Annotated in this window: 17 protein-coding genes; 7 read left to right on the forward strand and 10 right to left on the reverse strand. The window is 73.8% G+C overall.

Going from position 1 to position 26818, the window contains the following annotated elements; genetic code table 11:
- Nucleotides 1-65 precede the first annotated feature (65 nt).
- Genes ABT118_RS25815 through ABT118_RS25825 form a run of 3 tightly spaced genes read left to right on the forward strand, consistent with a single transcriptional unit; the run spans nt 66 to nt 5755 of the window.
- A complete protein-coding gene (locus tag ABT118_RS25815; RefSeq protein ID WP_350673350.1) occupies nt 66-938 on the forward strand; it encodes a hypothetical protein in 873 nt (290 codons plus the stop codon).
- Nucleotides 939-984: 46 nt separating this feature from the next.
- Nucleotides 985-5529 carry a coiled-coil domain-containing protein gene (locus ABT118_RS25820; protein WP_350673354.1) on the forward strand — a complete coding sequence of 1515 codons (4545 nt, stop codon included), beginning with the start codon at nt 985-987 and terminating at the stop codon, nt 5527-5529.
- Between the two features lie 46 nt (nt 5530-5575).
- Nucleotides 5576-5755, forward strand: coding sequence for a hypothetical protein (locus ABT118_RS25825; protein WP_350673357.1), 180 nt, complete (start codon nt 5576-5578; stop codon nt 5753-5755).
- A gap of 45 nt (nt 5756-5800) precedes the next feature.
- Here ABT118_RS25825 and ABT118_RS25830 read toward each other — a convergent pair whose 3' ends face one another.
- Nucleotides 5801-6130, reverse strand: a complete 330-nt coding sequence (locus tag ABT118_RS25830) for an ArsR/SmtB family transcription factor (protein WP_350673360.1) — start codon at nt 6128-6130, stop codon at nt 5801-5803.
- Between the two features lie 92 nt (nt 6131-6222).
- On the opposite strand from ABT118_RS25830, the gene ABT118_RS25835 reads away from it, so the two are divergent.
- Nucleotides 6223-7317, forward strand: a complete 1095-nt coding sequence (locus ABT118_RS25835; RefSeq protein ID WP_350673363.1) for an NADH:flavin oxidoreductase/NADH oxidase — start codon at nt 6223-6225, stop codon at nt 7315-7317.
- Here ABT118_RS25835 and ABT118_RS25840 read toward each other — a convergent pair.
- Complete coding sequence (locus ABT118_RS25840; protein ID WP_350673366.1) at nt 7293-7634, reverse strand: hypothetical protein; 342 nt, start codon at nt 7632-7634, stop codon at nt 7293-7295. The two genes, ABT118_RS25835 and ABT118_RS25840, sit on opposite strands and share 25 nt — an antisense overlap.
- Nucleotides 7635-7733: 99 nt before the next feature.
- Nucleotides 7734-8198 carry a hypothetical protein gene (locus tag ABT118_RS25845; RefSeq protein WP_350673369.1) on the reverse strand — a complete coding sequence of 155 codons (465 nt, stop codon included), beginning with the start codon at nt 8196-8198 and terminating at the stop codon, nt 7734-7736.
- A gap of 399 nt (nt 8199-8597) precedes the next feature.
- Here ABT118_RS25845 and ABT118_RS25850 point away from each other — a divergent pair, with 399 nt between their 5' ends.
- Complete coding sequence (locus ABT118_RS25850; protein WP_350673374.1) at nt 8598-17483, forward strand: polymorphic toxin-type HINT domain-containing protein; 8886 nt, start codon at nt 8598-8600, stop codon at nt 17481-17483.
- Nucleotides 17484-17783: 300 nt separating this feature from the next.
- Here ABT118_RS25850 and ABT118_RS25855 read toward each other — a convergent pair whose 3' ends face one another.
- A complete protein-coding gene (locus ABT118_RS25855) occupies nt 17784-18482 on the reverse strand; it encodes a FadR/GntR family transcriptional regulator (RefSeq protein ID WP_350673377.1) in 699 nt (232 codons plus the stop codon).
- Nucleotides 18483-18594: 112 nt separating this feature from the next.
- On the opposite strand from ABT118_RS25855, the gene ABT118_RS25860 reads away from it, so the two are divergent.
- Entirely contained in the window at nt 18595-19149 is a 555-nt protein-coding gene (locus ABT118_RS25860) for a gluconokinase (RefSeq protein ID WP_350673383.1), read from the forward strand.
- Complete coding sequence (locus tag ABT118_RS25865) at nt 19146-20513, forward strand: GntT/GntP/DsdX family permease (RefSeq protein ID WP_350673385.1); 1368 nt, start codon at nt 19146-19148, stop codon at nt 20511-20513. The genes ABT118_RS25860 and ABT118_RS25865 overlap by 4 nt, the downstream gene beginning before the upstream one ends.
- Nucleotides 20514-20553: 40 nt before the next feature.
- Here ABT118_RS25865 and ABT118_RS25870 read toward each other — a convergent pair whose 3' ends face one another.
- From ABT118_RS25870 to ABT118_RS25895, 6 genes are all read right to left on the reverse strand, one after another.
- The gene (locus tag ABT118_RS25870; protein WP_350673388.1) at nt 20554-21534 is read right to left on the reverse strand and encodes a hypothetical protein; all 981 of its coding nucleotides are present in this window, start codon (nt 21532-21534) and stop codon (nt 20554-20556) included.
- A complete protein-coding gene (locus ABT118_RS25875; RefSeq protein WP_350673391.1) occupies nt 21531-21890 on the reverse strand; it encodes a PadR family transcriptional regulator in 360 nt (119 codons plus the stop codon). Before ABT118_RS25875 ends, ABT118_RS25870 begins: the two co-directional genes overlap by 4 nt.
- 71 nt (nt 21891-21961) lie before the next feature.
- On the reverse strand, nt 21962-22348 hold the full coding sequence (locus ABT118_RS25880; protein WP_350673394.1) for a hypothetical protein: 387 nt from the start codon (nt 22346-22348) through the stop codon (nt 21962-21964).
- A gap of 78 nt (nt 22349-22426) precedes the next feature.
- Nucleotides 22427-24022 carry a glycerol-3-phosphate dehydrogenase/oxidase gene (locus ABT118_RS25885; RefSeq protein WP_350673398.1) on the reverse strand — a complete coding sequence of 532 codons (1596 nt, stop codon included), beginning with the start codon at nt 24020-24022 and terminating at the stop codon, nt 22427-22429.
- A 131-nt stretch (nt 24023-24153) separates the two neighbouring features.
- Nucleotides 24154-25674 (reverse strand): glycerol kinase GlpK, encoded by a 1521-nt coding sequence (glpK, locus tag ABT118_RS25890; RefSeq protein WP_350673401.1) that lies wholly within the window; start codon nt 25672-25674, stop codon nt 24154-24156.
- Nucleotides 25675-25768: 94 nt separating this feature from the next.
- Complete coding sequence (locus tag ABT118_RS25895; RefSeq protein ID WP_350673405.1) at nt 25769-26488, reverse strand: MIP/aquaporin family protein; 720 nt, start codon at nt 26486-26488, stop codon at nt 25769-25771.
- Between the last annotated feature and the right edge of the window lie 330 nt (nt 26489-26818).

The raw sequence follows: 26818 nt of genomic DNA on the forward strand, positions 1-26818 counted from the left end.
TTCCGCCCCGCGCAGTTCCCCGCGCCCCTGATCTCGCGTCACCGTCTTTGCAAGGAGCACCACTCGTGAGCACCGATACCTGGGAGCCCGAGGCCGAGCCGCAGGCGACCGTCGCGGCCGCGATCACCCCCGCCGACGTGGCGGACGCCGCGCGGCTGGTGTCGTTCGGCCTGCAGGCGAAGCTGCTCCCGGCCCGGGACGCGGAGTACGCCGAGCTGATCCGCCGTCACCGCGAGGACCCGGCGTTCGCCCGGCTCGCCGACGCGGTGGCCACCGGCATGGGCCTGGTGGTGCTGGAGGTGTCCCCCCGCGCGGGCATGGCCGTGGCGGCCGACGAGGACTCGGTCTTCGCGGTCCGGATGGGCGACTACTCGCGCCGGGCCGCCGGTGAGACCACCGACCGCTTCCTGCACGGCCTGGCGCACCTGGCCACCGCCGCGATGGCGTTCCCCCGCCCCGAGGACCTGGCCGACGACGGCTACCTGGGCCGGATCACCGTCAACGGCATCGACGCCTTCGTCCGGCAGGCCTGCCGCCGGCTGGAGGAGCGGGCCGAGGCGGCGGGCACCAACACCGACCCGGCCACCGACGCCCCCGGGCTGGAGGCAGCCTGGCGGGTCTGGGCCCGCCGCTCCGCCACCGGCGCCACCAAGGACGCCCGCCGCCTCTCCGGCTCGACCATCGGGATCGTCTCCAAGGCGGTGCTGTTCCTGGTCGACTCCGGCTTCCTGCAGAAGACCTCGGACGACGCCGGCGGCACCTACCGCACCACCGCCCGCTACCAGCTCCAGATCCGCGACCTGGCGAGCAGCGCCGCAATGGCCGAGCTGATCGACCTGGGCGTGGTCGCGATCAGCGACGGCACCGCCACCCTGCTGCCCGCCGACCACAGCGAGGACCTGGTCGCCGACGCCGGCCTGCCGTTCCACTCCCTCTAGCCCGAACCTGCCCCGACCCGAACCGCCTTCTGGAGAACCGCCGCACATGTACGAGCTCAACCGGGTCCGCCTGTACTCGATCGGACCGGCCGGTGCACGCTACGCCGACACGGTGCTCGACCTGCGCGGAGTCGGTGAGCCGGTGGCCGAGCCGAGGCCGCAGCAGATCGGCCTGTTCGGCGAGGAGCCGGAGGGCCCGCAGCGCCGCCCGGCCCCGGCCGGGGTGCTGTTCCTGGAGAACGGCGGCGGCAAGTCCGTCCTGCTGAAGCTGATCTTCTCGGTGATGCTGCCGGGCCACCGCAACACGCTCGGCGGCGCCAGCTCCGGCGTGCTGCGCAAGTTCCTGCTCGCGGACGACTGCGGCCACGTCGCGCTGGAGTGGCAGCACACCGTCACCGGCGAGCTGATCGTGGTCGGCAAGGTGAGCGAGTGGAGGGGCCGTCAGGTCTCCTCCGACCCGCGCAGGTTCGCCGAGACCTGGTACTCGTTCCGCCCCGGCGACGGCCTGACCCTGGACGCGCTGCCGGTCGCCGAGCGGGTCCCGCTCGCCGGGGACCAGCGGGTCCGGGGCCGGCGCCGCACCATGAAGGGCTTCCGGGACGCGCTGACCGAGGCGGGCAAGGCGTACCCCGGCCTGGACCTGGTGTTCGAGGACGGCCACGACCGGTGGACCGAGCACCTCGCCGACCTCGGCCTGGACCCGGAACTCTTCCGCTACCAGCGCGAGATGAACGCGGACGAGGGCGAGGCGGCCGGCCTCTTCGCGGTCAAGCACGACTCCGACTTCACCGACCTGCTGCTGCGCGCCGTCACCGACACCCGGGACACCGACGGCCTGGCCGACCTGGTGCACGGCTTCGCCGCCAAGCTCGGCCGCCGGTCCGAGCTGACCGCCGAGCGGGACTTCACGGCCGGCTCGGTCGAGCTGCTGCAGCGGATCGTGGACGCCACCACGGCGCGCGAGTCCGTCCGCGAGCTGCACCGCACCGCCGAACGCCGTACCCGCAGGCTGGCGCACTCGCTCGCCGCCCGGGGCAGCGCCGAGCGCGAGCGCGGCCACGACCTGGCGATCGAGGTGGCCGCCGCCGCGAGCGCCGTCACCGCCGCCGAGTCCGACCGGACCAGGCACTCGCTGATCACCGCCGAGCTGACCCACCGTCACGCCACCCTCGGCCTGGCCGCCGCCACCACCGAGGCCGCCGCGCTCCGCCGCGAGCTGACCGAGGCCCGTACGCTGCACTCCGCCTGGCAGGCCGCCGAGGCGGTGCTGCGCCACCGCGCCGCCGCCGACCGGGTGGCCCGGGTCGCGGTCGCGATCCGGGAGGCCGAGCTGGACGCCGCCCCCGCGCTGGCCGCCCGGGCCCGCGCCGCCGGGGCGCTGGCCCGCGCACTGGAGAGCGCCGCCGGGGCCGCCGAGGCCAGGGCGGACCAGGAGGAGCTGCGCGCCGGGGAGTTGCAGGCCGACGGCGCCGCCGCCCAGGCCGAGGCCACCGCCGCCGCGACCGCCGCGCAGAAGGCCCGCTCCGAGGAGGGCCACCTGGGCCAGCGCCTGGCCGAGGTCGAGCAGGAGACCAGGGCCGCCGTCGAGGCGGGCTGGATCGACGCCGACACCGATGAGCCGGACCCGGCCCGCGCCGCCCTGCACGCCGCCGACGCGGAGCAGGCCGCCACCGCCGCGCTGGAGCAGTCCCGCGCCGCCGCCGAGCAGGCCGCCGCCCGGGCCCGGGAGACCGGCGCCGCCGAGGCCAGGGCCGAGCTGGCCGCCGCCCGGGCCAGCGACGCGTACCAGAACGCCCACCGCGCCCTGTCGGCCGAGCAGCGCACCGCCGCCGCCCTGGCCGCCGAGCCCCGGCTGGCCGAGCTGCTCGGCCTGACGCCGCATCAGGGCGAGGACGAGGAGGGCGGGCTGACGCCCACCCTGCTGGACGCGAACGCCGAGGCACTGCGCGAGCAGCTGGACGCGGCCGTCGGCAGCGCCGAGCGCACCCTGTTCGACCTGCGCACCGCCGCCGCCGACGACTCCCGGATCCTGGCCGCGCTCGGCGACGGCGGCCTGCTGCCGCCCGGCCCCGACGTGCTGGCCACGGTCGAGTTCCTCGGCGAGCACGGCATCCCGGCGCTGCCCGGCTGGCGCTACCTGGCCCAGTCGGTCGACCCGGCCGACCACGAGGCGATCCTGGCCGCCCGCCCCGAGCTGGTCGACGGCGTGGTGGTCACCGACCCGCAGTCGCTCGACCGGGCCCGGGAGGCGCTCCAGGCCGCCGCCCTGCTGCCGCGCTCCACCGTCGCGGTCGGCACCGCCGCCGCGCTGATCGCGCCGATCGGGGCCGAGCCGCCGTTCTTCCTGGTGCCGCCGAACCCCGCGATGCACAACGAGGGCGCGGCCGACGACGAGCGCCGCCAGCTGCGCACCCGGGCCACCGCCCGGGAGGAGCACATCCGTGAGCTGGCCGCCCGGCTCGGCGGCGACCGGGCGCTGAACGCCCGGCTCGCCTCCTGGCACCAGCAGTGCCCGCCCGGCACCCTGACCGAGCTGACCGGGGCCACCCTGGCCGCCGCGGACCGGGCCGAGACCGCCGCCGCCGAGCTGGCCACCCTGCGGGCCGCGCACACCGAGGCCGAGGCCGACCAGCTGGCCGCCGCCACCGCGCACGAGGAGCGCCGGGAGGCCGCCCAGCGCACCCGCCGCCGGGCCGACGCGCTGGCCGGCCTCGCCTTCCGGCTGCGCGAGCGCGGCACCTGGACCCGCCGCCGCCGCGAGCTGGCCGAGGACGCCGCCGAGTGCGACCGCCGCCAGGCCGTCTGCGCCGAGCGGGCCCGCACCTGCGACGAGGACCGCCGGGCCGCCCAGCGCGCCGCCGACGACGCCCGCCGCACCGTCCGTACGCTCCGGGCCGAGCGCTCCGAGCTGTCCGCCGTCGCCGAGGCCGAGGAGCCCGCGGAGGCCCCGGCCTCGCTGCCCGCACTCCGCGAGGCGTACCGGGCCGCCGCCCAGCTGTACGAGAAGGTCGGCGTCGGTGCCGACCTGCGGGCCGAGCAGGCCAGGGCCGAGGGCGACGAGGCCGCCTCCGCCACCGAGCTGGACCGGCTCAGCAACAAGGTCCGGCTGCGCGCCGAGGAGCTGCTGGCCAGCCCGGACGGCGCCGACGGCCCGGCCCGGCAGGCCGCCGCCGCCCGGGCCGAGGAGCTGGTCGCCACCATCGAGGCCCGCTCCGCCACCGCCTCCGAGCAGCTCGGCCGGCTGCGCGGCGAGGCCGAGCGCTCCGCCCCCGCCAGCGGCGAGGCGCACACCGAGCTGCCCGAGGACCTGGTCCCGACCGACCCGGAGCACGCCCAGCTGCTGCTGCGCACCGCCACCTCCCGGCTGGCCGAGCGCCGCGAGCTGGTGGAGAACGCCCGGATCGCGCACAGCGACCTGCAGCGCACCCTGGACACCGCGCAGAGCGCCGCCGCCGACTTCGACGAGAGCGCCGCCCAGCTCCGCGACGGCCTGCGCGACCACCACCCGGAGGAGAACGAGCAGCCCGCCGAGCCCTACCTCGGCCCGCTCGCCGAGGCCCGGAGCGCCGCCGCCGAGTCCCGCCGCACCCTGCGGACCGCCTCCACCGAGCTGACCGCCGCCGAACTCGCCGTCCGGGACGCCTCCGACGCGCTGGTCCGGCACGCCAACGCGGTCCGCTACGAGGCCGTCCGGACCCCGGCGCGGCAGCAGATCCGCGAGCTGCCCGCCGCCGCCCTGCCCGACCACGCCGCCGCCTGGGCCACCGCCTTCGCCCCCCGACTCCGGGTGCTCACCGACGAGTTGGCTCAGCTGGAGCGCAACCGGGGCTCGATCGTGGACCGGTTGCGCGGACTGGTGGAGAGCTCGCTCGCCACCCTGCGCGCGGCCCAGCGGCTGTCCCGGCTGCCCGAGGGCCTGGGGGAGTGGTCCGGCCAGGAGTTCCTCCGGATCCGGTTCGAGGACCCGGACCACGCGCTGCTGGTCGAGCGGCTCGGCGAGGTGATCGACGAGGCCACCCGCTCGGCCGTCCGGAAGAACTCCGACCTGCGCCGTGACGGCATGTCACTGCTGCTGCGCGGGGTGGCCGCCGCGATCGGTCCGAAGGGCGTCTCGGTCGAGATCCTCAAGCCCGACGCGGTGCTGCGGGCCGAGCGGGTGAGCGTCGGTCAGATGTCCGACGTGTTCTCCGGCGGCCAGCTGCTCACCGCCGCGATCGCGCTGTACTGCACCATGGCGGCGCTGCGGGCCAACGACCGGGGCCAGTCCCAGCTGCGGCACGCCGGCACGCTGTTCCTGGACAACCCGATCGGCCGGGCCAACGCGACCTACCTGCTGGAGCTCCAGCGGGCGGTGGCGGACGCGCTCGGTGTGCAGCTGATCTACACCACCGGCCTCTTCGACACCACGGCGCTGGCCGAGTTCCCGCTGGTGATCCGGCTGCGCAACGACGCCGACCTGCGGGCGGGCCTGAAGTACATCTCGGTCGAGGAGCACCTGCGCCCCGGCCTGCCCGCCCCGCAGGACCCGGACGGGCCGGCCATCCACGGCGAGATCACCGCGACCCGGATGTTCAAGCGGCCCGTCGACTGACCCGCGTCACTCGGGGGTCCGCCGGTTTTGGTGCGATGCTTGACGTGTGTTCGAGGAAGAGCTCCGTGAGCAGCTGGCCCAGGCCCGCCTCGCGCTGGCCGCGGCCCGCGAGGCGGGCGACGACGACGGCGTCGAGGCCTACCGGGGCCGGGTCACCGCCCTGATCAGGATCGCCGGGCACCACGGCATCGACCTGCCCCACACCGAGGACGAGGACGGGGACTGACCCGGCGCCCCCGCCCACGCGTCCGACCGCCCAGGGTGGCCGGCGTCAGGACACCGGCTGCTCGGTGCGGTGCGCCCGCAGGATGCTGGTGAGCAGCCCGGGGAAGAGCTGGTCGAGCTCCTCGGCGCGCAGGCAGCTCATCCGGGACGTGCCGCGGCGGTGCTGGCGGATCACCCCGGCCGTGCGGAGCACCTTGAAGTGGTGCGTGCTGGTCGACTTGGTGACGGGGAGGGCGAACGCCTGACAGGCCATCTCGTGCGTGCCGTCGGCGAGTTCGGCCGCGATCCGGAGCCGGACCGGGTCGGCCAGCGCGTGCAGGACGGCGGTCAGTCTGATCTCCGTCAGGGCGGGTTCGGGCAGTCGGGTCTCGGTCACATCCATATGGTACGAGAATCATCGTAGTTTGACAGCTGCCGTACTACGAGAGTTACCGTACAAGCCCCGATGTGCCGTCCGAGGAGTCTGCCGTGAGTGCCCTGTTCGAGCCGATCACCCTGCGCGAGCTGACCGTTCCCAACCGGATCTGGCTGGCGCCGATGTGCATGTACTCCGCTGCGCCCGACGGCCCCGGGGCCGGGGCGGCGACCGACTTCCACCTGGCCCACCTGGGGGCCAGGGCGGCCGGCGGTGCGGGGCTGGTGATGACCGAGGCGACCGCCGTCCGGGCCGACGGCCGGATTTCGCCGTGGGACCTCGGGCTCTGGAACGACCGCCAGCAGCAGGAGCTGGCCCGGATCGCCGCCCTGGTGAAGTCGCACGGCGCCGTCCCGGCGGTCCAGCTCGCCCACGCGGGCCGCAAGGCCGCCACCGACCGGCCTTGGCTGGGCGGGAAGCCGCTGCCGATCGGGGCGGGCGGCTGGCAGCCGGTCGGTGCGTCACCGGTCGCGTTCGGCGAGGACCACCCGGTGCCGGACGAGCTGACGGTGCGGGAGATCCAGGACGTGGTGCGGGCGTTCGCCGACGCGGCCGGGCGGGCGCTGGCGGCCGGGTTCGAGGCGGTGGAGGTCCATGGTGCGCACGGCTACCTGATCCACTCGTTCCTCTCGCCGCACTCCAACCACCGCACCGACGGGTACGGCGGCGACTTCGCCGGCCGCAGCCGGTTCGCGCTGGAGGTGGTGGCGGCGGTCCGGGAGGTGTGGCCGCAGGAGCTGCCGCTGCTCTACCGCGTCTCCGCCACCGACTGGCTGGAAGGGGTGCCGAGTTGGACGGTCGAGGACACCGTCCGGCTGGCCAAGGAGCTGCACGCGGCCGGGGTGGACCTGCTGGACGCCTCCTCGGCCGGGATCGACCCGAAGGCGAAGATCCCGGTCGCCCCCGGCTTCCAGGTGCCGTTCGCGGCCCGGGTGCGCACGGAGGCGGGCCTGCCCACCAGCGCGGTCGGCCTGATCACCGAACCCGCCCAGGCGGAGCGGATCGTGGCGAGCGGTCAGGCGGACGTGGTGTCGCTGGGCCGGGAGCTGCTGCGGGACGCGTACTGGCCGCAGCGCGCCGCCGCCGAGCTCGGCGCGGAGCCGCGCTGGCCGGTCCAGTACGGCTACACCCTGCGCAGTCGGGGCTGATCCACCGGGGCGGCGGCGCCCGGCCGGTCGGCCCGGCGCCGCTCCCGGCTGCCCGTCATCGGGTTGGCCGAGTTCGGTCCGCGCCGCTGCTGGGCGGCGATCTGACGTGAGATCAGGATCTCCAGCAGGCACCAGACGGTGCCGAACACCCCGACCGCCGTGGCCATCAGCGCCGGGGTGATCAGCCAACTGCGGGCGTACGAGGCCAGGGTGGCCACGATCAGGCTGATCAGCGTGCAGGAGAAGAACATCCACGCCCGTACGGCGGCGGCCCGGACCCGGTCCGGCAGGCGGCGGCGACGGCGTGCAGCGGGCATGGGCAACAACCCCCGGGGCGTACGTGAGCAGAGCGTCCGTACCCAGCCTGCCCGCTCCGCGTCCGCCCATTCGGACCGGTTGCCGCCACCCGGCCGGAGCTACTCGGTGGCCGCGCAGGCGCTCAGGGCCGCGATGGCGGACTGGACCTGGGCGGGGAGGGCCTTCAGGTCGGGGCTCTGGTTGGTCTTCGCGCTCTCGGCCAGCCTGCCGTAGACCTCGCCGAGCTGCTTGGCCGCCTGCTTGGCCTCGGGGTTCCTGATCCGGTCCGAGTCGGCGGCGAACTGCTGGGCGAAGCTCGCCAGGGTGGCGGTGGCCTTCGCCCGGTCCGCCGCCTCGGCGGTCAGCTTCTGGCCGGCGTCGGTGATGTGCTGCATGGCGTCCCGGCACGGTCCGCCCTTCCCGAGGCCGCCGCGGTCGATCGGGCCCGAACTCGACCCGGCCGCCGCGGCCGCCTTTTTGCCGGCCTCGTCCGCGTCGGCCGAGGAGCAGCCGGCCAGCCCGAGCAGTGCGGTGACGGCAATGGCGGCCGCAGCCGCCGAGCGGCCCGAAATCTGCTTGTTCATCTGCGAGTTGTCCCCCGTGCTGAAGCGTGAATCCGGCGTAGTCGATCACAGCGTGAGACGGACTGTCAACAGTCTTCGGACGGCTGGCTGTTCGATCGTGATCAAGCTGGTGAGCTGCGGTGACACATGTTGCCCAGCGGTAACTTGTTCGGATAGTTTGCGCTCGCTTCAAGATCACATCGGTGTCTCCGACTGGGGGGAGAGACTCCAACGGGCTTTTACGGTACGTGTACTGACTCGCTGTGGTGCAGGCGTGTCCGCCGTGAGCAATCCCCCCGGGCCGGGGCTCACGGAAGGCGAACTGTGTCCTCGCAACAAGCGGGAGTAATACGGGGAGCATCGCGTACGGTCGTTTTTGCGGCCGCACTCGCGATGACATCCTCCTTGGTGGGAACAACGGTGGGGACGGCCCAGGCGGCCGTTCGGGCGGGGGTGAGAGCGGACGCCGCCCCGCCGGCCGGCTCCGAGGCCGAACTGGACGCCCGGATCAAGGTCATGGACGCGGCGGCGGACGACCGGCGGGCCCGGGCGATCCTGGCCAACACCATGCACGCGGGCGGTCCCGCGATGAAGAGCGGGGCGGGCACGCTGCTGGCGGGCAGCGACCTGGGCCCCTGGCCCGGCTGGTCGCTGTACTTCGGCTCGTCCTCGGCCGACAACGTGATCAACAGCAAGGGCGACCGCAGTTCCGGCCCCACCCTGGGTGAGGGCATCGGCGCGGTCAAGCAGTCGGCCCAGGCCACGATGGCCAACGGCCAGCTGCACGTGGGCCTGCTGACCACGGACGGCAAGCTCTACGACAAGGTCCGGTTCCCGAACGGCGACTGGTCGGTCCCGATCGCGATCAGCAGCGACGCGCACACCACGGCGTTCACCCAGGCCGCCCTGCCCGGCGGGGAGCTGCACTTCACCCTGCTCGCCGACGACGGCACGGTCCGGGACTACGTCTACAACCCCGGCGACTACCCGGGCTATTCGATGGGCGGCAGCGGGGCGGACCGTACGGTCCGGTTCGACTCGCTCCCCGGCAAGGTCAAGGGCCTGGCCTCGGCCGGTCTGCCCAACGGCGAGCTGCACCTCGAACTGCTCACCGCCGACGGCAAGGTGTGGACGAACGTCCTCAAGTCCGGCAAGTGGAGCGGCAGTACGGCCGCCGACAGCGGTGCCACCCCGAGCACGGCCCTCTCGGTCGCCGCGACCGCCAACGGCGACGTCCGGCTCCAGCTGCTCGGCAGCGACAAGAAGGTCCGGGAGAAGACCCGGAAGACCGACGGAAGCTGGACCGCGCTCAGTACGGTGGACGCCACCGGCAACGCCAAGGGCCTCGCGGCAGTCGCGGTGCCGAACGCGCTGCCGCACGTCGCGGTGCTGACCACCACCGGTACCGTCAGCGACTTCGCGCTCCAGGCCAACAACACCTGGGTCAAGTCGGCGGTCGCCGGTGCTCCGGTCGCCACCGGCGTCTCGGCCGGGGCCTCAGGCACCGGCGAGGTCCAGCTGGAGCTGACGGCCGCCGACGGCCGGGTCTGGAACACCGCCCGTACGGGCACCGGCGCCTGGAGCGCCCCGTTCGTGGTGGACGGTGCGCGCGGCAGGCTCAAGGACATCCAGCTGGCCGGCGCCCCCAACGGTGACCTGCACACCGTGACGCTGGCCGAGGACGGCACGGTCTGGGACCAGATCCGCCGGGCCAACACCAACAGCTGGGAGACCAGTTGGGTCGGCGTGATGACCGGGACCGTCCTGGTGGACGGCTCGAAGCAGGCCCGCGCCGTCACGGTGGCCGTCACCCCCAACGGGGAGGTGCACCTGCTGACGCTCGGCAACGACAGTGTCGTCCGTGACATCGTCCGGGCAGGCAACGGTAGTTGGGCCGCCCCGGTCACCGTCGACGCGACCGGTACGGCCCGCGGCCTGGCCGCCGCTGCCGCGCCCAACGGCGAGGTCAACCTGGCCGTGCTCCGGGCCGACGGCACCGTGCAGCACGCCGTCCGGGCCGCCGCCGGCAGCTGGCGCACCGCCGCGGTGGCCACCCCGCCGGCCAAGGGGGTGGCGATCGCCGCCGTCCCGAACGGCGAGGTCCACCTCGGCGTGCTCGGCAACGACGCCAAGGCCTGGGCCACCAGCCGCCGCACCGACGGCAGTTGGACCGCCCCGGTGGTCGCGTACGCCGACCACCCGGTCCGGCAGGTCTCGGCCGTCGGCTCACCGGCGGGCGAGGTGCACCTGGTCTCGCTCGACACCGACGGGACCAGCTGGGACACCATCCGCCGCACCGACGGCAGCTGGTTCCGCGACCCGGCCCAGATCGGCCTGGTCGACCGGACCGTCACCAGCGTCTCCACGGCCGCTGTGCCCGCCGGTGACCTGCATGTCAACCAGTTCGTCGGGACCCGGGTGGTCGGGGCCGGGGTACAGGACGAGAGCCGGGCCGGCGCCGACGACGACGCGCGCACCTCGCGTGACCTGGGCCTGCAGAAGTACCTGGAGCCCTACGCCACCGCGAGCAACACCAAGCTGCCGCAGTACGACACCGACGTCACCGACTTCATGTCGGCGTCCGGTGTCCGGGCCCGCAACCAGATGGCCCTGCAGAGCCTGCCCCCGCCGGTCCGGGCGAGCCCGGCCGCGCAGGCCAAGGTGGACGAGATCACCCGGGAGCTGGTCGCCGAGGCCGGTGCCCAGGACCCCTGGGGCCTGCTCACCATGCTCGGCGCCTCGACCAAGGAGGGCTCGGCCGACGACGTCCGCCGGTTCATCCAGTACCACGGCCTGCCGCAGACGGCCCCGGTCAAGGGCACCCCGGAGTTCCGGATCGAGGTCGAGTCGCTCAAGGCCCGCTGGGCCAGTGGCGACGTCTCCAACCCGACCGACTGGAAGAAGGTCCTGGTCGAGGCCGAGGAGGTGGCCTCGGCCGAGTGGCTCGCCGAGCTGGCCGGCCAGGCCCAGCCCCGGGCCGACATCCTGAAGGCCGAGCTGGACGCGCTGACCGCGCTGCAGAGCGGCTCGGAGGCGATGCACCAGGCGCTCGGCTACGGCTGGTCGGCCGGTCAGATCCTCAAGTGGCAGGCCAACCCGACGCAGCGTCAGAACCAGGCCAACCCGCGGACCGACGCCCAGGCCACCGCGGACCTGGCGCTGGTCAAGGGCCTGGTGACCGCTCAGGCCGCCGTGGCCCGCAAGGCCGCCAACGACGCCAAGGCCGCCGCCGACAAGGTCGGCCCGGCCCTCGCCGCCGGTGACCGGACCGCCGACGAGAACGGCCTGCCGCGCGGCCGGGGTCTGCTGTACGCCGTGCAGTCCGCCCAGGTGACCAGGGCCGCCGCCGCAGCTGCGCTGGCCACCGCGAACGCACTCGACACCGCGGTCGCCGCCACCAGCGCGAGCGTCGCCGACAGCGCGGCCGTGCTGGCCAATGCGCAGGCCCAGGCCGCCGCCGCCCGGGCGCAGTTCCAGCGCCAGTCCGCCGAGGAGAGCGCCACCCGGGCCGCCGACCTCGCGGCCGGTGCGAAGGCCAAGGCCGACGCGGCCGCGGCCGCGGCCACCAACGTGGCCACCGCGAAGGCCCAGGTCGTCCAGGCCGAGGCCGACGCGGCCGCCGCACTGGAGCGGGGCAAGGCCGCCGCCGCCAAGGCCGCCACCGAGCGGCAGAACGCCGCCAAGGCCAAGGCCGACGCGGAGACCCGGCGCGGCAGCGCCAAGAAGGCGCTGGACGAGGCGCTGGACAAGAACAAGGCCGCCGACGAGCGGCACCAGCAGTCGCAGAGCGCCAACACCGACGCGGTCCGCAAGGCCACCGCCGCCAAGGAGGCCGAGGCCAGGGCCGCCACCTTCCGCAACACCGCCGCCGTCGCGCAGCGGCAGCAGGACGTGGCGGCCGCCAACGCCCAGGCGCTGGCCGCCGCAGCGGTGGCGGCCCAGGGCACCGCGGCCGCCGAGGAGGCCAGGGCCGCCGCCCAGCAGGCTGCCGCGGCAGCCACCCAGGCCGCCACCGAGGCCGGCCAGGCCGCGACGAAGGCCGGCACCGCCACCGAGGCGTCCGTCGCCGCGCGGGAGGAGGCCGCGAAGTCCGGCGCCGCAGCGGCCCGGGCCACCGCCTGGGCCGCCGACGCCCAGACCAACGCCCTGATCGCGTACTCCACCGCGATGGCGGCGGAGGCCGCAGCGGCCACCGCGATCGACAACTCCGAGGCCGCCGCCAAGAAGGCGGCGGAGGCTTCCGCCTCCGCCGCCCAGGCGTCCCAGGAGTCGCTCCGGGCCGCCTCGGCCGCCGTCGCCGCCAAGCAGGCGGTCGACCAGGCGGTCGATGCGACCGGAGTTGCAGCCGGTCAGGCGTACGCGGCCGGGCAGGCCGCCGACCAGGCCAGGGCCGCCGCCGCGCTGGTGACCGCCCCGGTCGAGCAGGCGATCACGCTCGGCGCGCCGTTCGCCCGCAACGACTCCTCCGCCGGGCTGGCCGTACTGGCCTCCCAGGGCGCCCGGACGATGGCGGAGCAGCAGTCCGCGGTGGCCGGCGCCGTCGCGGCCCAGGCCGCGGCCCAGTCGGCTGCGGCCAAGGCCGCCGCCGAGCGGGCCACCGGTGACGGCAAGGCCGCTGCGGAGGCTGCGGCCAAGGCGGCGGCATCCGCCGCCGCGGCGGACGCGTCCGCCGCAGCGGCGCAGAAGTCCGCGGCCAAGGCAGCGGCGGACTCCGCCGCGACCAAGGCCTCCGCCGCCAGGACCGCCGCCCTGGACGCGCAGGCCCGGGCCCAGGCCCAGGCCGCCGCGAAGTCCGCCCAGGACGCGCTGGCCGACTCCCAGGCCGCCGGCGCAGCCGCGACCGAGGCGGAGAAGGACGCCGTGACGGCCGCTCAGGCGGCCAAGGACGCCGACACCACCGCGAAGAACGCGCGCGGCACGGCGGACCGGGCGGCCGAGGCCGCGACGGCGGCGGAGAAGTCCGCCGCCAGTGCCAAGGCCGACTCGGCGAAGGCCGAGGAGTCCGCCAAGGCGGCCGAGGAGCAACTGCGCCGGGACGAGGCCGCGCTCGCCGCGCAGCTCGCCGCCGCGCAGGCCGCCGCCCAGGCCAGGCACGACCTGGACGCCCGGCAGGCGGTCATGGACACCCAGGCCCGGCTGCGTACCGGCCGGGCCAACCTCGCCTACCTGTTCCAGGTGGGCGGCGTCGCCTCCAAGACCCTGGCCACCGCCCGGCTCGCCGGACCCGGCCAGGTCAACCCGCCGCTCTTCTTCGACCAGGGCCTCTACGACGCCTGGGAGGCCGACGTCGCGGCGGCCAACGGCCGGATGAACGGCATCTGGAGCCGCGAGGAGGAGCGCAACAACACCGTCTGGAAGTACTTCACCTCGGACTTCGGCAACCGCGAGCCCGAGTACGACACCGCCGTGCTCAAGGAGCTCTCGGCCGGCGGGGTGTACAAGCAGGTCAGCCAGGCGGCCGGCTACGGCTGGGCGGTCAACCCGCCCCAGGCGTCGCAGGAGTCGATGGACCGGGTCGCGCAGATCCTCAAGGAGAAGCAGGCCCAGGGAGACCCGTACAACCTCTGGACGATCATGCTGTTCGCGCCGAAGACGCGCGGATCGGCCGACGACGTCCGGCGGTTCATCCAGTTCCAGGGCTTCCCGACGGTCGCCCCTGCGGCGGGCAGCGCCGAGTTCCGGCGTGAGGTCGAGAGCCTGAAGACCCGCTGGTCCAGCGGCGACCCGGGCAACCCGGTGGACCCGTACCGGGTGCTGGTGGAGGTCGAGGAGACCGCCTCGGCCGAGTGGGAGGCGGAGTACGCCGCCCAGGCCGGGCAGCGCACCGCGATCGCCAACGCCGAGATCCAGGCGCTGACGGCGCTGCAGTCCAGCGCGGTCGCCATGCACGACGCACTGGGCAACGCGTGGGTCGCCAAGAACCTGATGGAGACCCAGGCCCGGCCGAAGACCGGCTGGTTCACGCCGGCCCAGATCACCGCGGACCTGAACCAGGTCAAGCAGCGGGTGGACGCCCTCGCGCTGACGGCCGATCAGAACGCGGTGAACGCCAAGGCCGCCGTGGGCAAGGCCGACGCGGCCGTGGCCGCGGCGCAGCAGACCGCCGCGGCGCAGGGCACCCCGGTCGCCCGGGGCCTGTCCTACGCCAACCAGTCGGCCCAGGTCACCAAGTCCGCCAGTGCGGCCGCCCAGGCCACCGCACTGGCGCTGCGCACCGCCGTCGCCGCCGCCAACGCGACGGTGGCCGACAGCGGAGCCCTGCTGGCCAACGCCAGCGCCCAGGCCCACGCCGCCCGGGCCGCCTTCCTGCGCCAGACCGCGCAGGACAGCGCCCAGCAGGCGGAGGCCGACGCGGTCGCCGCCGAGGCCAAGGCCAAGGCAGCCGCCGACGCGGCCGCCGTGGTGGCGCAGGACAAGGCCAGGATCGCTCCGCTGGAGGCCGGTTCGCAGAAGGCCGCGGCGGACGCCAAGGCCGCTGCCGCGACCGCCGACAAGGAGCGGCAGAACGCCGCCGCCTCCCGCCAGGTGGCCGAGCAGGAGCGGGCCAAGGCCGCGACGGCCACCGCCGACGCACTGAAGCAGGCCGACGCCGCCGCGACCGAGGAGACCAGGGCGGCGGGCGACGCCCGGACCGCCGACGAGGGAGAGGCCAAGGCCAAGCAGGCCGAGAAGGACGCGGGGGCCGCCAGGGAGCGGTCCGAGACCGCGCGCAAGGAGATGGACGCGGCCCGCGCCAGGTCCGCCGCCGCCGACGCCGAGGAGGCCGCCAAGCGCGGCACCAGCGGCGCCGACGCCGCCGCGGCCGCGGCGAAGGACGCCCGCCAGGCGGCCAACCGGGCGATGGACGCCGCAGTGAAGGCCGACGAGGACGCCGACGCGGCCTCCGCTGCCGCCGTGGCAGCCCGCGCGGCGGCCACGGTCAGCTGGGCGGCGGCCGCCAAGTCCGAGTCGGCGGCCAGGACCGCCCGGTCGGCGGCGGCCAAGACCCAGGCCAACTCCGCCCAGGGGCACTACCTGGCGGCCGAGGCGATCATGCAGGCCGGTATCGCCAAGGAGAACTCCGACGCGGCCACCGCCCTCGCCAAGTCGGCGGCGAAGAACGCGGCTGACGCCAAGTCAGCGGCCGACGCCGCCAAGCAGGAGGCCGCCGGCGCCGTCGCCGACGCCTCCACCGCCTCCGGCCAGGCGTACGCCGCCTCGCAGCAGGCGGAGATCGCCCGGGACACCGCCAACGCGGTGACCGCCCCGGCGGACCAGGCGATCGAACTCGGCATCGCCTTCGCGGCCACCAGCGCCACCGCCGGACTCTCGGTCGTGGTCGCGGGAACCGCCAAGACCCTGGCCGAGCAGTCGGCCCAGGTCGCGGAGATGCGCGCGGCCGAGGCCGAGGCCTTCGCCAAGGCGGCCCAGGGCGCGGCCGACCGCGCCCTCGGCGAGGCCAAGCTCGCCGCCCAGGCGGCGGCGGACGCGGCGAAGTCGGCGGCCAAGGGCTCCCGGGCCGCGGCCGAGGCGCTCAAGTCGGCCAACCGGGCCGCCGCCGACGCGAAGGACGTCCAGGCGGTCTCCCAACGGCTCGACGACCTCAACGCCCAGGCCCAGGCGGACTCCTGGAAGGCCGAGGAGTCGGCCCGCCAGGCCAGGGTCGAGGCGACGGCGGCCAGTTCGGCGGCCGACGCGAGCGAGAAGGACGCGACGAAGGCCCGGACGGCGGCCGACCAGGCCAAGCAGTCCGCCGCCAACGCCGGCCACTTCGCCACGGCAGCCGAGGCCTCGGCCACGTCGGCCAGGAAGGCTTCGGACAACGCCAACGCCGATGCGGTGAAGGCCCGGCAGATCGCGGAAGCATCCGCACAGCTGGACCGGAACCCGCCGCCGCCCACGATGCCCGCCTACGACGACGAGCTGCCCGGTCTGCTCATCGAGCCGGTGGACATCCAGGGCACGGGCTACGCGACCGACCAGTGCAAGATCAACCCCGGAAACCTGCGCTACTGCAAGCTGCCGGCCCGGGTCCACCTGACCGGCCGGGCGATGGCCTTCATGGTGACCTGCGACATCGCCAACGCCACGGCGGCCGCCTGCATGGCGACCGGCAAGTACCAGAAGGAGTTCATCGAGTCCTACCCCGTCGACTTCGAGACCGACCACGTCTTCGACCTCGACATGGTGGCGATCGACTGGCAGTTCACCAAGGCGCTGGCCTACGGCCTGATCAGTGACTTCATCGGCTGTGCGAGGAACCTCTCGTTCAAGAACGCCGACTGCTACTGGGCCGCCGCGAGTCTGCTGCTGCCGCCGGCCCTGAAGGTCGCGGCGCGTGCCGCCGCGACCCTGAGGTACGCGATCCTGATCGGCGACATGGTCGGCATGGAGGTGGCGTTCAACCTCGTGGTCCAGTCGGCCAGGACGGCGGCGATCGACGCGGCGACCTTCGCCAAGCTCCGGTCGGCGTTCAGCGTCGCCAGGTTCCGGTTCAGCTGCAAGCCCAAGCCGATGCACAGCTTCGTCGCCGGGACACACGTCCTGATGGCGGACGGCGGGTCCAGGCCGATCGAGGAGATCCGGGTCGGTGACCTGGTCGAGAACGCCGCACCCGGTGGGGGTCCTGAGCAGCACCGGGTCGAGCGGACCTACGTCACCACGACCGACACCGCGTTCACCGATCTGACGGTCAGTGGGCCCGACGGCCCGAAGACCGTCACCGGTACCCAGAACCACCCGTACTACGACCTGACCCGCGGTGCCTTCGTGGATGCCGCCGAGCTCGCCGTCGGCGACCGGCTGCAGACCGACGACTACACCGTGGCGACGGTCCAGGCGGTGCGCAACTACACCGCCGCCATGGTCACCTACGACCTGACAGTCCAGGCGCAGCACACCTACTACGTGCTCGCGGGCCGTACTCCGGTGCTGGTGCACAACTCCGGTGAGGGCGATGCGCTCACCGCGCTCGAGCAGCAGATCTCGGACGAGGCCAAGGCCATCTTCAGCTCGCCCGAGTTCGCGTCGATCAGGGCCGGACACGCAGCCGGTGAGGTCGCGGAGATCTCCGTCCGCGGGGTTACCGTGATGTACGAGCCGGGGCTGCCCAGTTCGGGCTTCACGATGTTCGGCGAGCGCGGGTTCGTCATGGGACCGGAGGCGTTCGTGAGCGAGTCGGAGGCGGCCAAGACGGTGCTGCACGAGATGCACCGGATCACCACCTCGGAGGTGGCCGGCGGTGTCACCGGCGAGCTGGCTGCCGACGAGACCAAGGCCGCGTTCAACTTCGCGAACAAGGCGTTCCTGGGCTGGGGGTGTGGGTGAGATGGACCGGCGTGAGTGGATCGCGGCGGTGTCGTCCGTCCTGCGGAGTCCGACCTCGGCCCCGGAGTGCCCCAACTGTCGTCAAGGCGTCCTCGTCGTCGACTACCTCGGGTCCGCAGGTCCCGGTGGACCCGCGCACGAGGCGCGGGTGCACTGCACCCGGTGCGATGCCGAGGCGTGGGTCAGGAATCCACCTGCTCGGCCTGTGAGTCCTGACGGCCCGTAGGCCGCAGGGAAGTCACCCAGCTGTACCAGTCAGTGCACATCCGACGGCCCGCCGGTTCATCCGGCGGGCCGTCGTCATGAGCCCAGCGTCGCGTCCAGTTCGGCGAGCGCGCCCTGGACGATGGTGCGCATGGCCTGCTCGGCCGCGTCGGCCTGGCCGGTGCAGATCGCGTCGGCCACCTCGCGGTGCAACTTCACCGCGTACGGCTCGGGTTGGTGCGGCATCAGCTGGTGCTCGGTGCGGCCGGTGAGGACCGCGCCGACGGTGTCGCCGAGGTGGGCGAACATCTCGTTGCCGGAGGCGCGCAGGATGGTCGCGTGGAAGGCGATGTCGTGCCGGAGGAAGGTGGCCAGGTCGGCGGCGCGCGCGGTGACCGTCAGTTCGACCGCCAGCGCGCCGAGTTCACGCCGCTGGTCGTCGGTGGCGTGCACGGCGGCCAGGGCGGCGGCGGCCGGCTCGACCGCCACCCGGAGCGAGCCGAGCGAGCGGAGCTGGGCGGAGCGGTCGGCACCGGCCAGCCGCCAGCGGATCACCAGCGGGTCGAACACGTCCCAGCCGCTCTTGGGCTGGACGGTGATGCCGACCCGGCGGCGGGAGGCGACCATCCGCATCGACTCCAGGATCCGGATCGCCTCCCGGACCACCGTCCGGGACACCCCGTACCTCGCCTCCAGCTCCTCGCCGCGCAGCACCGCGCCCTCCGGGATCTCACCGGAGGCGATGGCCGGACCGAGGTCCGCGAGCAGTCGGCCGGGCAGGCCCTGGATCTCCATCGGGTCAGGATATCTTCGCCACATATGTATGACGATTAGGTTTCGCTCTCTTGAATAAGTCATACCTTTGCGGCAGGGTCGGACCCGACCGGCCAGAACAGGAGCACCAGCCATGGGTCTCAGCGTCGAGAACCAACCGCCCACCCTCGTGGTGATGGGCGTCTCGGGCGTCGGCAAGACCACCGTCGCCCGGCTGCTGGCCGAGCGGCTCGGCCTCCCGTACGCGGAGGCGGACGAGTTCCACCCGCCCGCCAACATCGCCAAGATGGCGGCCGGCACCCCCCTCGACGACCTGGACCGGCAGCCCTGGCTGCTCGCCCTGGCCGACTGGCTCGGCGGACAGGTCCGCGACGGAGCCGGGGGAGTGGTGGCCTGCTCGGCCCTCAAGCGCCGCTACCGCGACACCCTGCGGAGCCAGGCCCCGGCCACCCGCTTCCTGCACCTGACCGGGGACCAGGCCCTGATCCGGGCCCGACTGGCCGAGCGCAGCGGGCACTTCATGCCCGCCACGCTGCTCGACTCCCAGTACGCCGCCCTCGAACCGCTGCAGCCGGACGAGCCGGGCGCCGAGCTGGACGTGGCCCACAGCCCGTCCGAGCTCGCCGACCGGGCCGTGCTGCTGTTCGCCCCCTCCCACCCGCGCCCCGTCAACGGAGACTTCGCGTGACCACCCTGACCGCTGCCCTGCCCCACACCGACAGCGACGGTGTCCTGCTGCTCGCGGTGCTGCTCAGCATCGGCGTGATCGTGCTGCTGATCACCCGGCTGAAGCTGCACCCCTTCCTGGCCCTGACCCTCGGCTCCGGCGTGCTGGCCGCCGTCGCGGGCGCGCCGTTCGACAAGCTGCTCAGCAGCTTCTCCACCGGCTTCGGCTCCACCGTCGCCGGCGTCGGCCTGCTGATCGGCCTGGGCGCGATGCTCGGCAAGCTGCTCGCCGACTCCGGCGGCGCCGACATCGTCGCCGACACCGTGCTGCGCCGCTCCAGCAAGCGGATGCTGCCGTGGTCGATGGCGCTGATCGCCGCGGTGCTCGGGCTGCCGCTGTTCTTCGAGGTCGGCGTGGTGCTGCTGATCCCGATCGTGCTGCTGGTCGCCCGGCGCGGGAACGTGCCGGTGATGCGCCTGGGCATCCCCGCGCTGGCCGGACTCTCCGTCCTGCACGGCCTGGTGCCCCCGCACCCGGGCCCGCTGGTCGCGGTCGACGCGCTGAAGGCCGACCTCGGCGTCACCCTCGCGCTCGGCCTGCTGATCGCCGTCCCCACCCTGATCGTCGCGGGCCCGCTGTTCGCCCGCTTCGCCGAGCGCTGGGTCGGCCCGCTCACCCTGCCGCCGGAGGCCGAACGCCCGGAGCGCGGCGAGTGCACCCCGGGCTTCGCGGCCGTGCTGGCCACCATCCTGCTGCCGGTGGTCCTGATGCTCGGCAAGGCCCTCGCCGATGTCGTGATCGACAACCCGAAGGCCGGCGTGCAGCGGGTGATGGACTTCATCGGTTCGCCGCTGATCGCCCTGCTCGCCGCGACCCTGCTGGCGATGTTCACCCTCGGCCGCGCGGCCGGCTTCACCAAGGCCCGGATCTCCACCACGGTCGAGAAGTCGCTCGCCCCGATCGCGGGCATCGTCTTCATCGTCGGCGCGGGCGGCGGCTTCAAGCAGACCCTGATCGACGTCGGCGTCGGGAACGCCGTCAGCGAGTGGTCCGCCAAGTGGCACATCTCCGCACTGCTGCTCGGCTGGCTGATCGCCGTACTGATCCGCCTGGCCACCGGCTCCGCGACGGTCGCCACCATCACCGCCGCCGGCATCGTCGCCCCGCTGGCCGCCGACCTCTCCACCACCCACGCCGCCCTGCTGGTGCTCGCGATCGGGGCCGGTTCGCTGTTCTTCTCGCACGTCAACGACGCGGGCTTCTGGCTGGTCAAGGAGTACTTCGGGATGACGGTCGGTCAGACCCTGAAGTCCTGGTCGGTGATGGAGACCCTGATCTCGGTCACCGCCATCGCGCTGATCCTCCCGCTCAGCCTGATCATCTAGCGCCGCAAGCAGCACCAGCAGCGCAAGCGGTGCACCCGGGTCACGGCGTCGGATCGGGCCGGGTGCGCCGTCGGCTGCGGAGCAGCAGGCCGCCGGCGGTGGCCGCCACCAGCAGGGCGAGGACCACACCGCCGTTGCGGAGCAGGTCGTGGGCGTCGACCGGGACGCTCCGGTAGAGCGGCGGGGCCACCATGACCGTCCAGGGCAGTACGGCCAGCGCGACGCCGGCGGCCGCCAGGCGGTCGGTGTCCGGATTCCCGAGCTGCACCAGGTAGGCGAGCGCCAGCACCAGGGCCGGGCAGGCGGTGGAGGTGTCGAGCGCGGCCTGGGTGAGCGGCGTGAACAGGACGTCGGCGTAGTCCTCCGGCCAGGCGCCGATCCACAGCACGGCGACGGTGCTCAGCGGCAGCGCGATGGTGACGGCGGAGGCCATGGTCCAGGAACGGCCCCGCCGGGAGGTGTCGACGGCGTCCGGCGGTGCGATCAGCACCAGGACGGCCAGGACGACCCAGAGGCCGAACAGCTCGGTGGCCCGGGCGAACCCGGCTGCCGGATGGACCTGCGCCACCGCGGCGACGCCGATCCGGGCCGCGAGCGCCACCAGGACCAGGGCCCGGGCCGCACCTTGGCGGCGCAGGGCCACGCACAGCAGGGCGAGCACCCAGGGGACGGTCTGTACCGCGTCCACCGCGGCCGTGGCCGTGCCGACGGAGGAGCGGGTGAGGAGCCCGGTCAGCAGCTGGACCAGGGCCAGGGCGGCTCCGCCGGCCAGCAGGAACGGCGCGGCTCCGGCCGTGATCCTGCCCCCGGGGTCGCGCGAGCTCAGCCGGGTGCGCAGCCGCAGGGCGTGGGCGGCGAGGGCGGCCCACTCACGCAGCGCGGTACGCCGGTCGGCGTGCTCGACCGCGTCGGCGAAGACGGCGGTGATCTCCTCGCCGTGCGCGGCCCGGTATCCGGCCGGGTAGAGCCCGTTCAGGGGAAGCCGCAGCAGTGCGGCAGCGGGGAAGCGTGCGTCGCTCATGCCGTCCCCGCAATGGTCCGGAGGGCCGGCCGGAGGCTGCCCAGGGCGAGCCGCCGCTCGGCCTCGGCCACGCCTGCGCGCAGCCGCTCGGTCTCCTCGGTCAGTGTGTGGCGGCCCTGTTCGGTCAGCGCGTAGCTGCGCCGGAGCCGTCCGGCCACCACCTCCTCGCGGTCGATCCGGATCAGCCCCTGCTGGAGCAGGCGGTCCAGGGCCGTGTAGAGGGTGCCGGTGAGCATCTTGGTCCGGCCGCCGGTGATCGCCAGGATCTCCTGGACGATCGCGTAGCCGTGCCTGGGCGCGTCGGCGAGTGCGGTGAGCACCAGCCGCGTGGGTTCCTGCAGTTGAGGATGTGCCATGCCCTGACGATAGATCAGCGGCTTGTATATGTCGATGGTCTACCTATGGAGAAATGCCGGCGGCCCGGTGCCTAGCCGCCGGGTACCCAGCCCCGTCGGCGTCCGCGCCCGGCGCGGGCCGTCGGGCGGGCTGCGGCCGCCTCCGTGACGATGCCGAGCCGGACCCGCCGCTCCAGCCGACCGGTCACGTACCTGCCGAGCGGGATGTCCGGTTGCTTGCGCCAGGTCTGCGGCCGCACCCCCGCCAGCCGCTCCGCCACCGCGGCCGCGAGCTCCGGCTCGGCCGGGCCGCGCAGGACGGCGAGGCCGACCCGCGGGGCGCGCCGGTTGGCGCTATTCACGGCCTGCTTGTTGCGGCGGATGTTCCGGCGGGAGCTCTTGTCGTTCTCCCCGTACCAGTTGCGACGGTCCTTCAGATAGCTGAGCCGCTTCTTCTCCTGCGGCGACCTCTGCACCACGCGAATCGCCCCCTTCCCGCGCCGATGCTAGGCACCGACGGGGAAGGAGGCGAACGGTTTTGCGGGTCGGTCAGCGGCCTACTTGGCGGCGCGCTCCGCCAGGAAGGCCTCGACCTGCTGCTTGATCTCCGGGGTGTCGAGCCCGCGGACCGTCATGGTGGTGCGGCGGCGCAGCACGTCGTCGGCGGTGTACGCCCACTCGTTGTCGGCGGCGTACGCGACCTGGGCCCAGACGTCGGGGCCGTCGGCGTGGATCGGCTCGCCCAGCTCGGGGTGCTGGTCGATCAGGTGCGCGATCTCGAACGACAGCGTGCCGTAGTGCGAGGCCAGGTGCTTGGCCACCAGCGGCTCCATCCGGGAGCCGGGCTCGCGGTCCACCAGCAGGCGGTGGGCGACCGCGTTCGGCGCGCCGACGCCGGGGAGCGGGACGGTGGCCGGGATCGGCGACATGTCCTCGCGCAGGCCGGTGCCGGGAACGTGGGCGAGCTTCTCCAGCACGGTGCGGCCGATGTGACGGTACGTGGTCCACTTGCCGCCGGCCACCGAGAGCATGCCGCCCCGGCCCTCGGTCACCACGGTCTCGCGCTTGGCGGCCGAGGTCTCGCCGGGGCCGCCGGGCAGCACCCGCAGGCCGGCGAAGGCGTACGTGATCAGGTCGCGGTCGAGGTGCTCGTCGCGGATCGCGTGGCCGGCCTCGCCCATGATCTGGTCGATGTCAGCCTCGGTGGCGCGGACGTCCTGCGGGTCGCCGGTGTACTCCTCGTCGGTGGTGCCGAGCAGGACGTGGTCCTCCCACGGGATCGCGAACGAGACCCGGTACTTGTCGATCGGGATGGTGAGCGCGGCCCGCCACGGGGTGCGGCGCTTGACCACCACGTGGGCGCCCTTGGAGAGGCGGATCGACGGGGCGGAGCCCGCGTCCTCCATCTTCCGCAGGTGGTCGACCCAGGGGCCGGTGGCGTTGAGCACCAGCCGGGCGCTGACGCCGAACTCGGATCCGTCCAGCCGGTCCTTCAGCTCGGCACCGCTCACTCGGCCACCCGTGAACCGGAGGCCCGTCACCTCGGCGTGGTTGAGCACCACGGCGCCCGCCTCGACGGCCGCGCGGACGGTCATCACGGCGACCCGGGAGTCGTTCATCTGGTGGTCGCCGTAGACCGCGACCGAGCGCAGGCCCTCGGTGCGCAGCGCGGGCACCTGCTGCGCGGCGTGCGCGGCGGTGGAGACCCGGCCCATGCCGTCCCGGAAGGCGGAGAGCGCGGAGTAGAGGAAGACGCCGGCGCCGAGCTTGGTGGCGCCGTGCGGGCCGCCCTTGTAGACCGGCACGAAGAAGGTCAGCGGGTTGACCAGGTGCGGGGCCACGTCGGTGGAGAGCACCCGGCGCTCCTTGTGGTTCTCCGCGACCAGCTTGACCGCGCCGGTCTGCAGGTAGCGCAGCCCGCCGTGGACCAGCTTGGAGGAGGCGCTGGAGGTGGCGCCGGCGAAGTCGCCCGCGTCCACCATGGCGACCTTGAGCCCCGACTGGGCCGCCGTCCAGGCGGTGGCGGTGCCGAGGATGCCGCCGCCGATGACCAGCAGGTCGTAGGTGGCCTTGCCGAGCAGCTCACGGGTCTCGGCGCGGGAGGCGGTGCGGCCGTTGGTGTAGCCGGCGCCCAGGGTCGGGATGGAAGCCATGGTGTGTGTTGCGGCGCTCGGTGCGGGCGGGCGCCGCGTCTCCTCTCGATGGTGCGGTGCTGCGGCCTCTGAGAGGCCGTCAAACGGCGTTGGCCGGTCGGGGCCGCTGCGGGCCCCGACCGGCGTGACGGTCAGCTCTCCTCGTCCTCCTCCACCCAACCCATGGTGCGCTCCACGGCCTTGAGCCACTTCTTGTACTCGCGCTCGCGGGTGGCCTCGTCCATCCGGGGGGTCCACTCGGCGGCGCGGTGCCAGTTGGCCCGCAGGGTCTCCAGGTCGGGCCAGAAGCCCACCGCCAGACCGGCCGCGTACGCTGCGCCGAGCGCGGTGGTCTCGGCCACGTACGGGCGCTCGACCGGGGCGTTCAGCACGTCCGCGATGTTCTGCATCAGCAGGTTGTTGGAGGTCATGCCGCCGTCGACCTTGAGCGCGGTCAGCTCGACGCCGGAGTCCTTCTGCATGGCGTCGACCACCTCGCGGGTCTGCCAGGCGGTGGCCTCCAGCACGGCGCGGGCCAGGTGGCCCTTGGTGACGTACCGGGTCAGACCGGCGATCACGCCGCGGGCGTCGGAGCGCCAGTACGGGGCGAACAGGCCGGAGAAGGCCGGCACGAAGTAGGCGCCGCCGTTGTCCTCGACGGTGGAGGCCAGGGTCTCGATCTCGGCCGCGGTGGAGATGATGCCGAGCTGGTCGCGGAGCCACTGCACCAGCGAGCCGGTGACCGCGATCGAGCCCTCCAGGGCGTAGACCGGCTTCTGGTCGCCGATCCGGTAGCCGACCGTGGTCAGCAGGCCGTGGTACGAGTTGACGATCTGTTCGCCGGTGTTCAGCAGCAGGAAGGTGCCGGTGCCGTAGGTCGACTTGGCCTCGCCGGGGGAGAAGCAGGTCTGGCCGAACAGCGCGGCCTGCTGGTCGCCGAGCGCGGCGGCGACCGGCACGCCCTCCAGGGTGCCGACCGCGTGGCCGTAGACCTCGGCGGAGGAGCGGATCTCCGGCAGCACCTGGAGCGGCACGCCCATCGACTCGGCGATCTTCTCGTCCCAGGCCAGGGTGGAGAGGTTCATCAGCATGGTGCGGCTGGCGTTGGTCACGTCGGTGACGTGCTTGCCGCCGTTGACGCCGCCGGTGAGGTTCCAGATCACCCAGGTGTCCATGGTGCCGAACAGGATGTCGCCGGCCTCGGCGCGCTCGCGCAGGCCCTCGACGTTGTCCAGCAGCCAGCGGATCTTCGGGCCGGCGAAGTAGCTGGCCAGCGGGAGGCCGGTCTCGCGGCGGAAGCGGTCCTGGCCGACGTTGCGGCCGAGCTCGCGGCAGAGCGCCTCGGTCCGGGTGTCCTGCCAGACCAGCGCGTTGTGCACGGGCTGGCCGGTGTTCCTGTCCCACAGGACGGTGGTCTCGCGCTGGTTGGTGATGCCGATCGCGCGGATGTCGTCCTTGGTCAGGCCGGCCTTCTCCAGCGCGCCCGCGACCACGGACTGGACCCGGGTCCAGATCTCGGCGGCGTCGTGCTCGACGTAGCCGGGCTGCGGGAAGATCTGGCTGTGCTCCTGCTGGTCGACGGCGACGATCCGGCCGTCGGCGCCGAAGATGATGCAGCGGCTCGACGTGGTGCCCTGGTCGATCGCGGCGATGAAGTTGCCAGTGGAGGTCATGAGGGTCCTCGGCTCGAATGGGGGTTCAGGGAGAGGGTTGGGCCTGACCTTGGGTCAGTCCCCGTGCTCGGGTGCGGGGCAAACCAACGGGCGGTCAGAACGCCAGGTGGTAGAAGCCGCCGGCGAGCAGGCCGCCGACGATCGGGCCGGCCACCGGGATCCAGGCGTACGACCAGTCGGAGCCGCCCTTGTTCGGGATCGGCAGCAGCGCGTGCACGATGCGCGGGCCGAGGTCGCGGGCCGGGTTGATGGCGTAGCCGGTCGGGCCGCCGAGCGAGAGGCCGATGCTCACCACGGTGAAGGCGACGATCAGGATGCCGGTGCCGGAGAGGCCGAGACCCGTGGTGAGGCCCTGGGTGAGGATGGCCAGGCAGAGCACGAAGGTGCCGATGATCTCGGTGAGCAGGTTCTGCACCGGGTTCCGGACCTCGGGGCCGGTGGCGAAGATGCCGAGGGTGGGCTCCTCGTTCGCCTGGAACTGGCCGAGGTAGGTGACCCAGACCAGCGCCGCGCCGATCAGCGCGCCGAGCAGCTGGGAGCCGAGGTAGAGCGGGACCTTGCCCCACTCGCCGGTGTCGGCGGCGATGGCGAGGGTGACGGCCGGGTTCAGGTGGGCACCCGACTTCGGGGCGGACATGTAGGCGGCGACCATCACCGCGAAGCCCCAGCCGAAGGTGATCGCCAGCCAGCCGGCGTTGAGGGCCTTGGACTTCTTCAGCGTGACGGCGGCGCAGACGCCGCCGCCGAGGAGTATCAGCGCGGCGGTGCCGAGGGTTTCGCCGACAAAGATGTCGCCGTTGGAGAACGCGGACACTAAGGACTCCTTCGTCCGTGACCGGAGCAGGTGGGGGAGGGCGGCGCTTCCCGTCCCGGGGTTGCGCCGTGACGGTGGCGTTCCGTTTGCTCCGGACACCGTTCGACAATGTCGACCGTCATGCGGAAGCTTCCCCCCGGTGTTGCCTTCGCGTCAAGGCCGGGTGACCTACCTGTGACCCATCACTCGGCGTGATGGTCCGGTGGCGCCGAAATTAGCACCCGTATCCCGCAGAATCCGGACAAAACACAGCGGCGGGGGGGGGGGGGGGGCCCCCCCCGGGGGGGGGGGGGGGGCCCCAGGGGCGGAGAGGGGGGGGGGGGGCCGGGG

It is taken from the genome of Kitasatospora sp. NPDC002040 (genome assembly GCF_040296785.1).
Lineage (GTDB): Bacteria > Actinomycetota > Actinomycetes > Streptomycetales > Streptomycetaceae > Kitasatospora.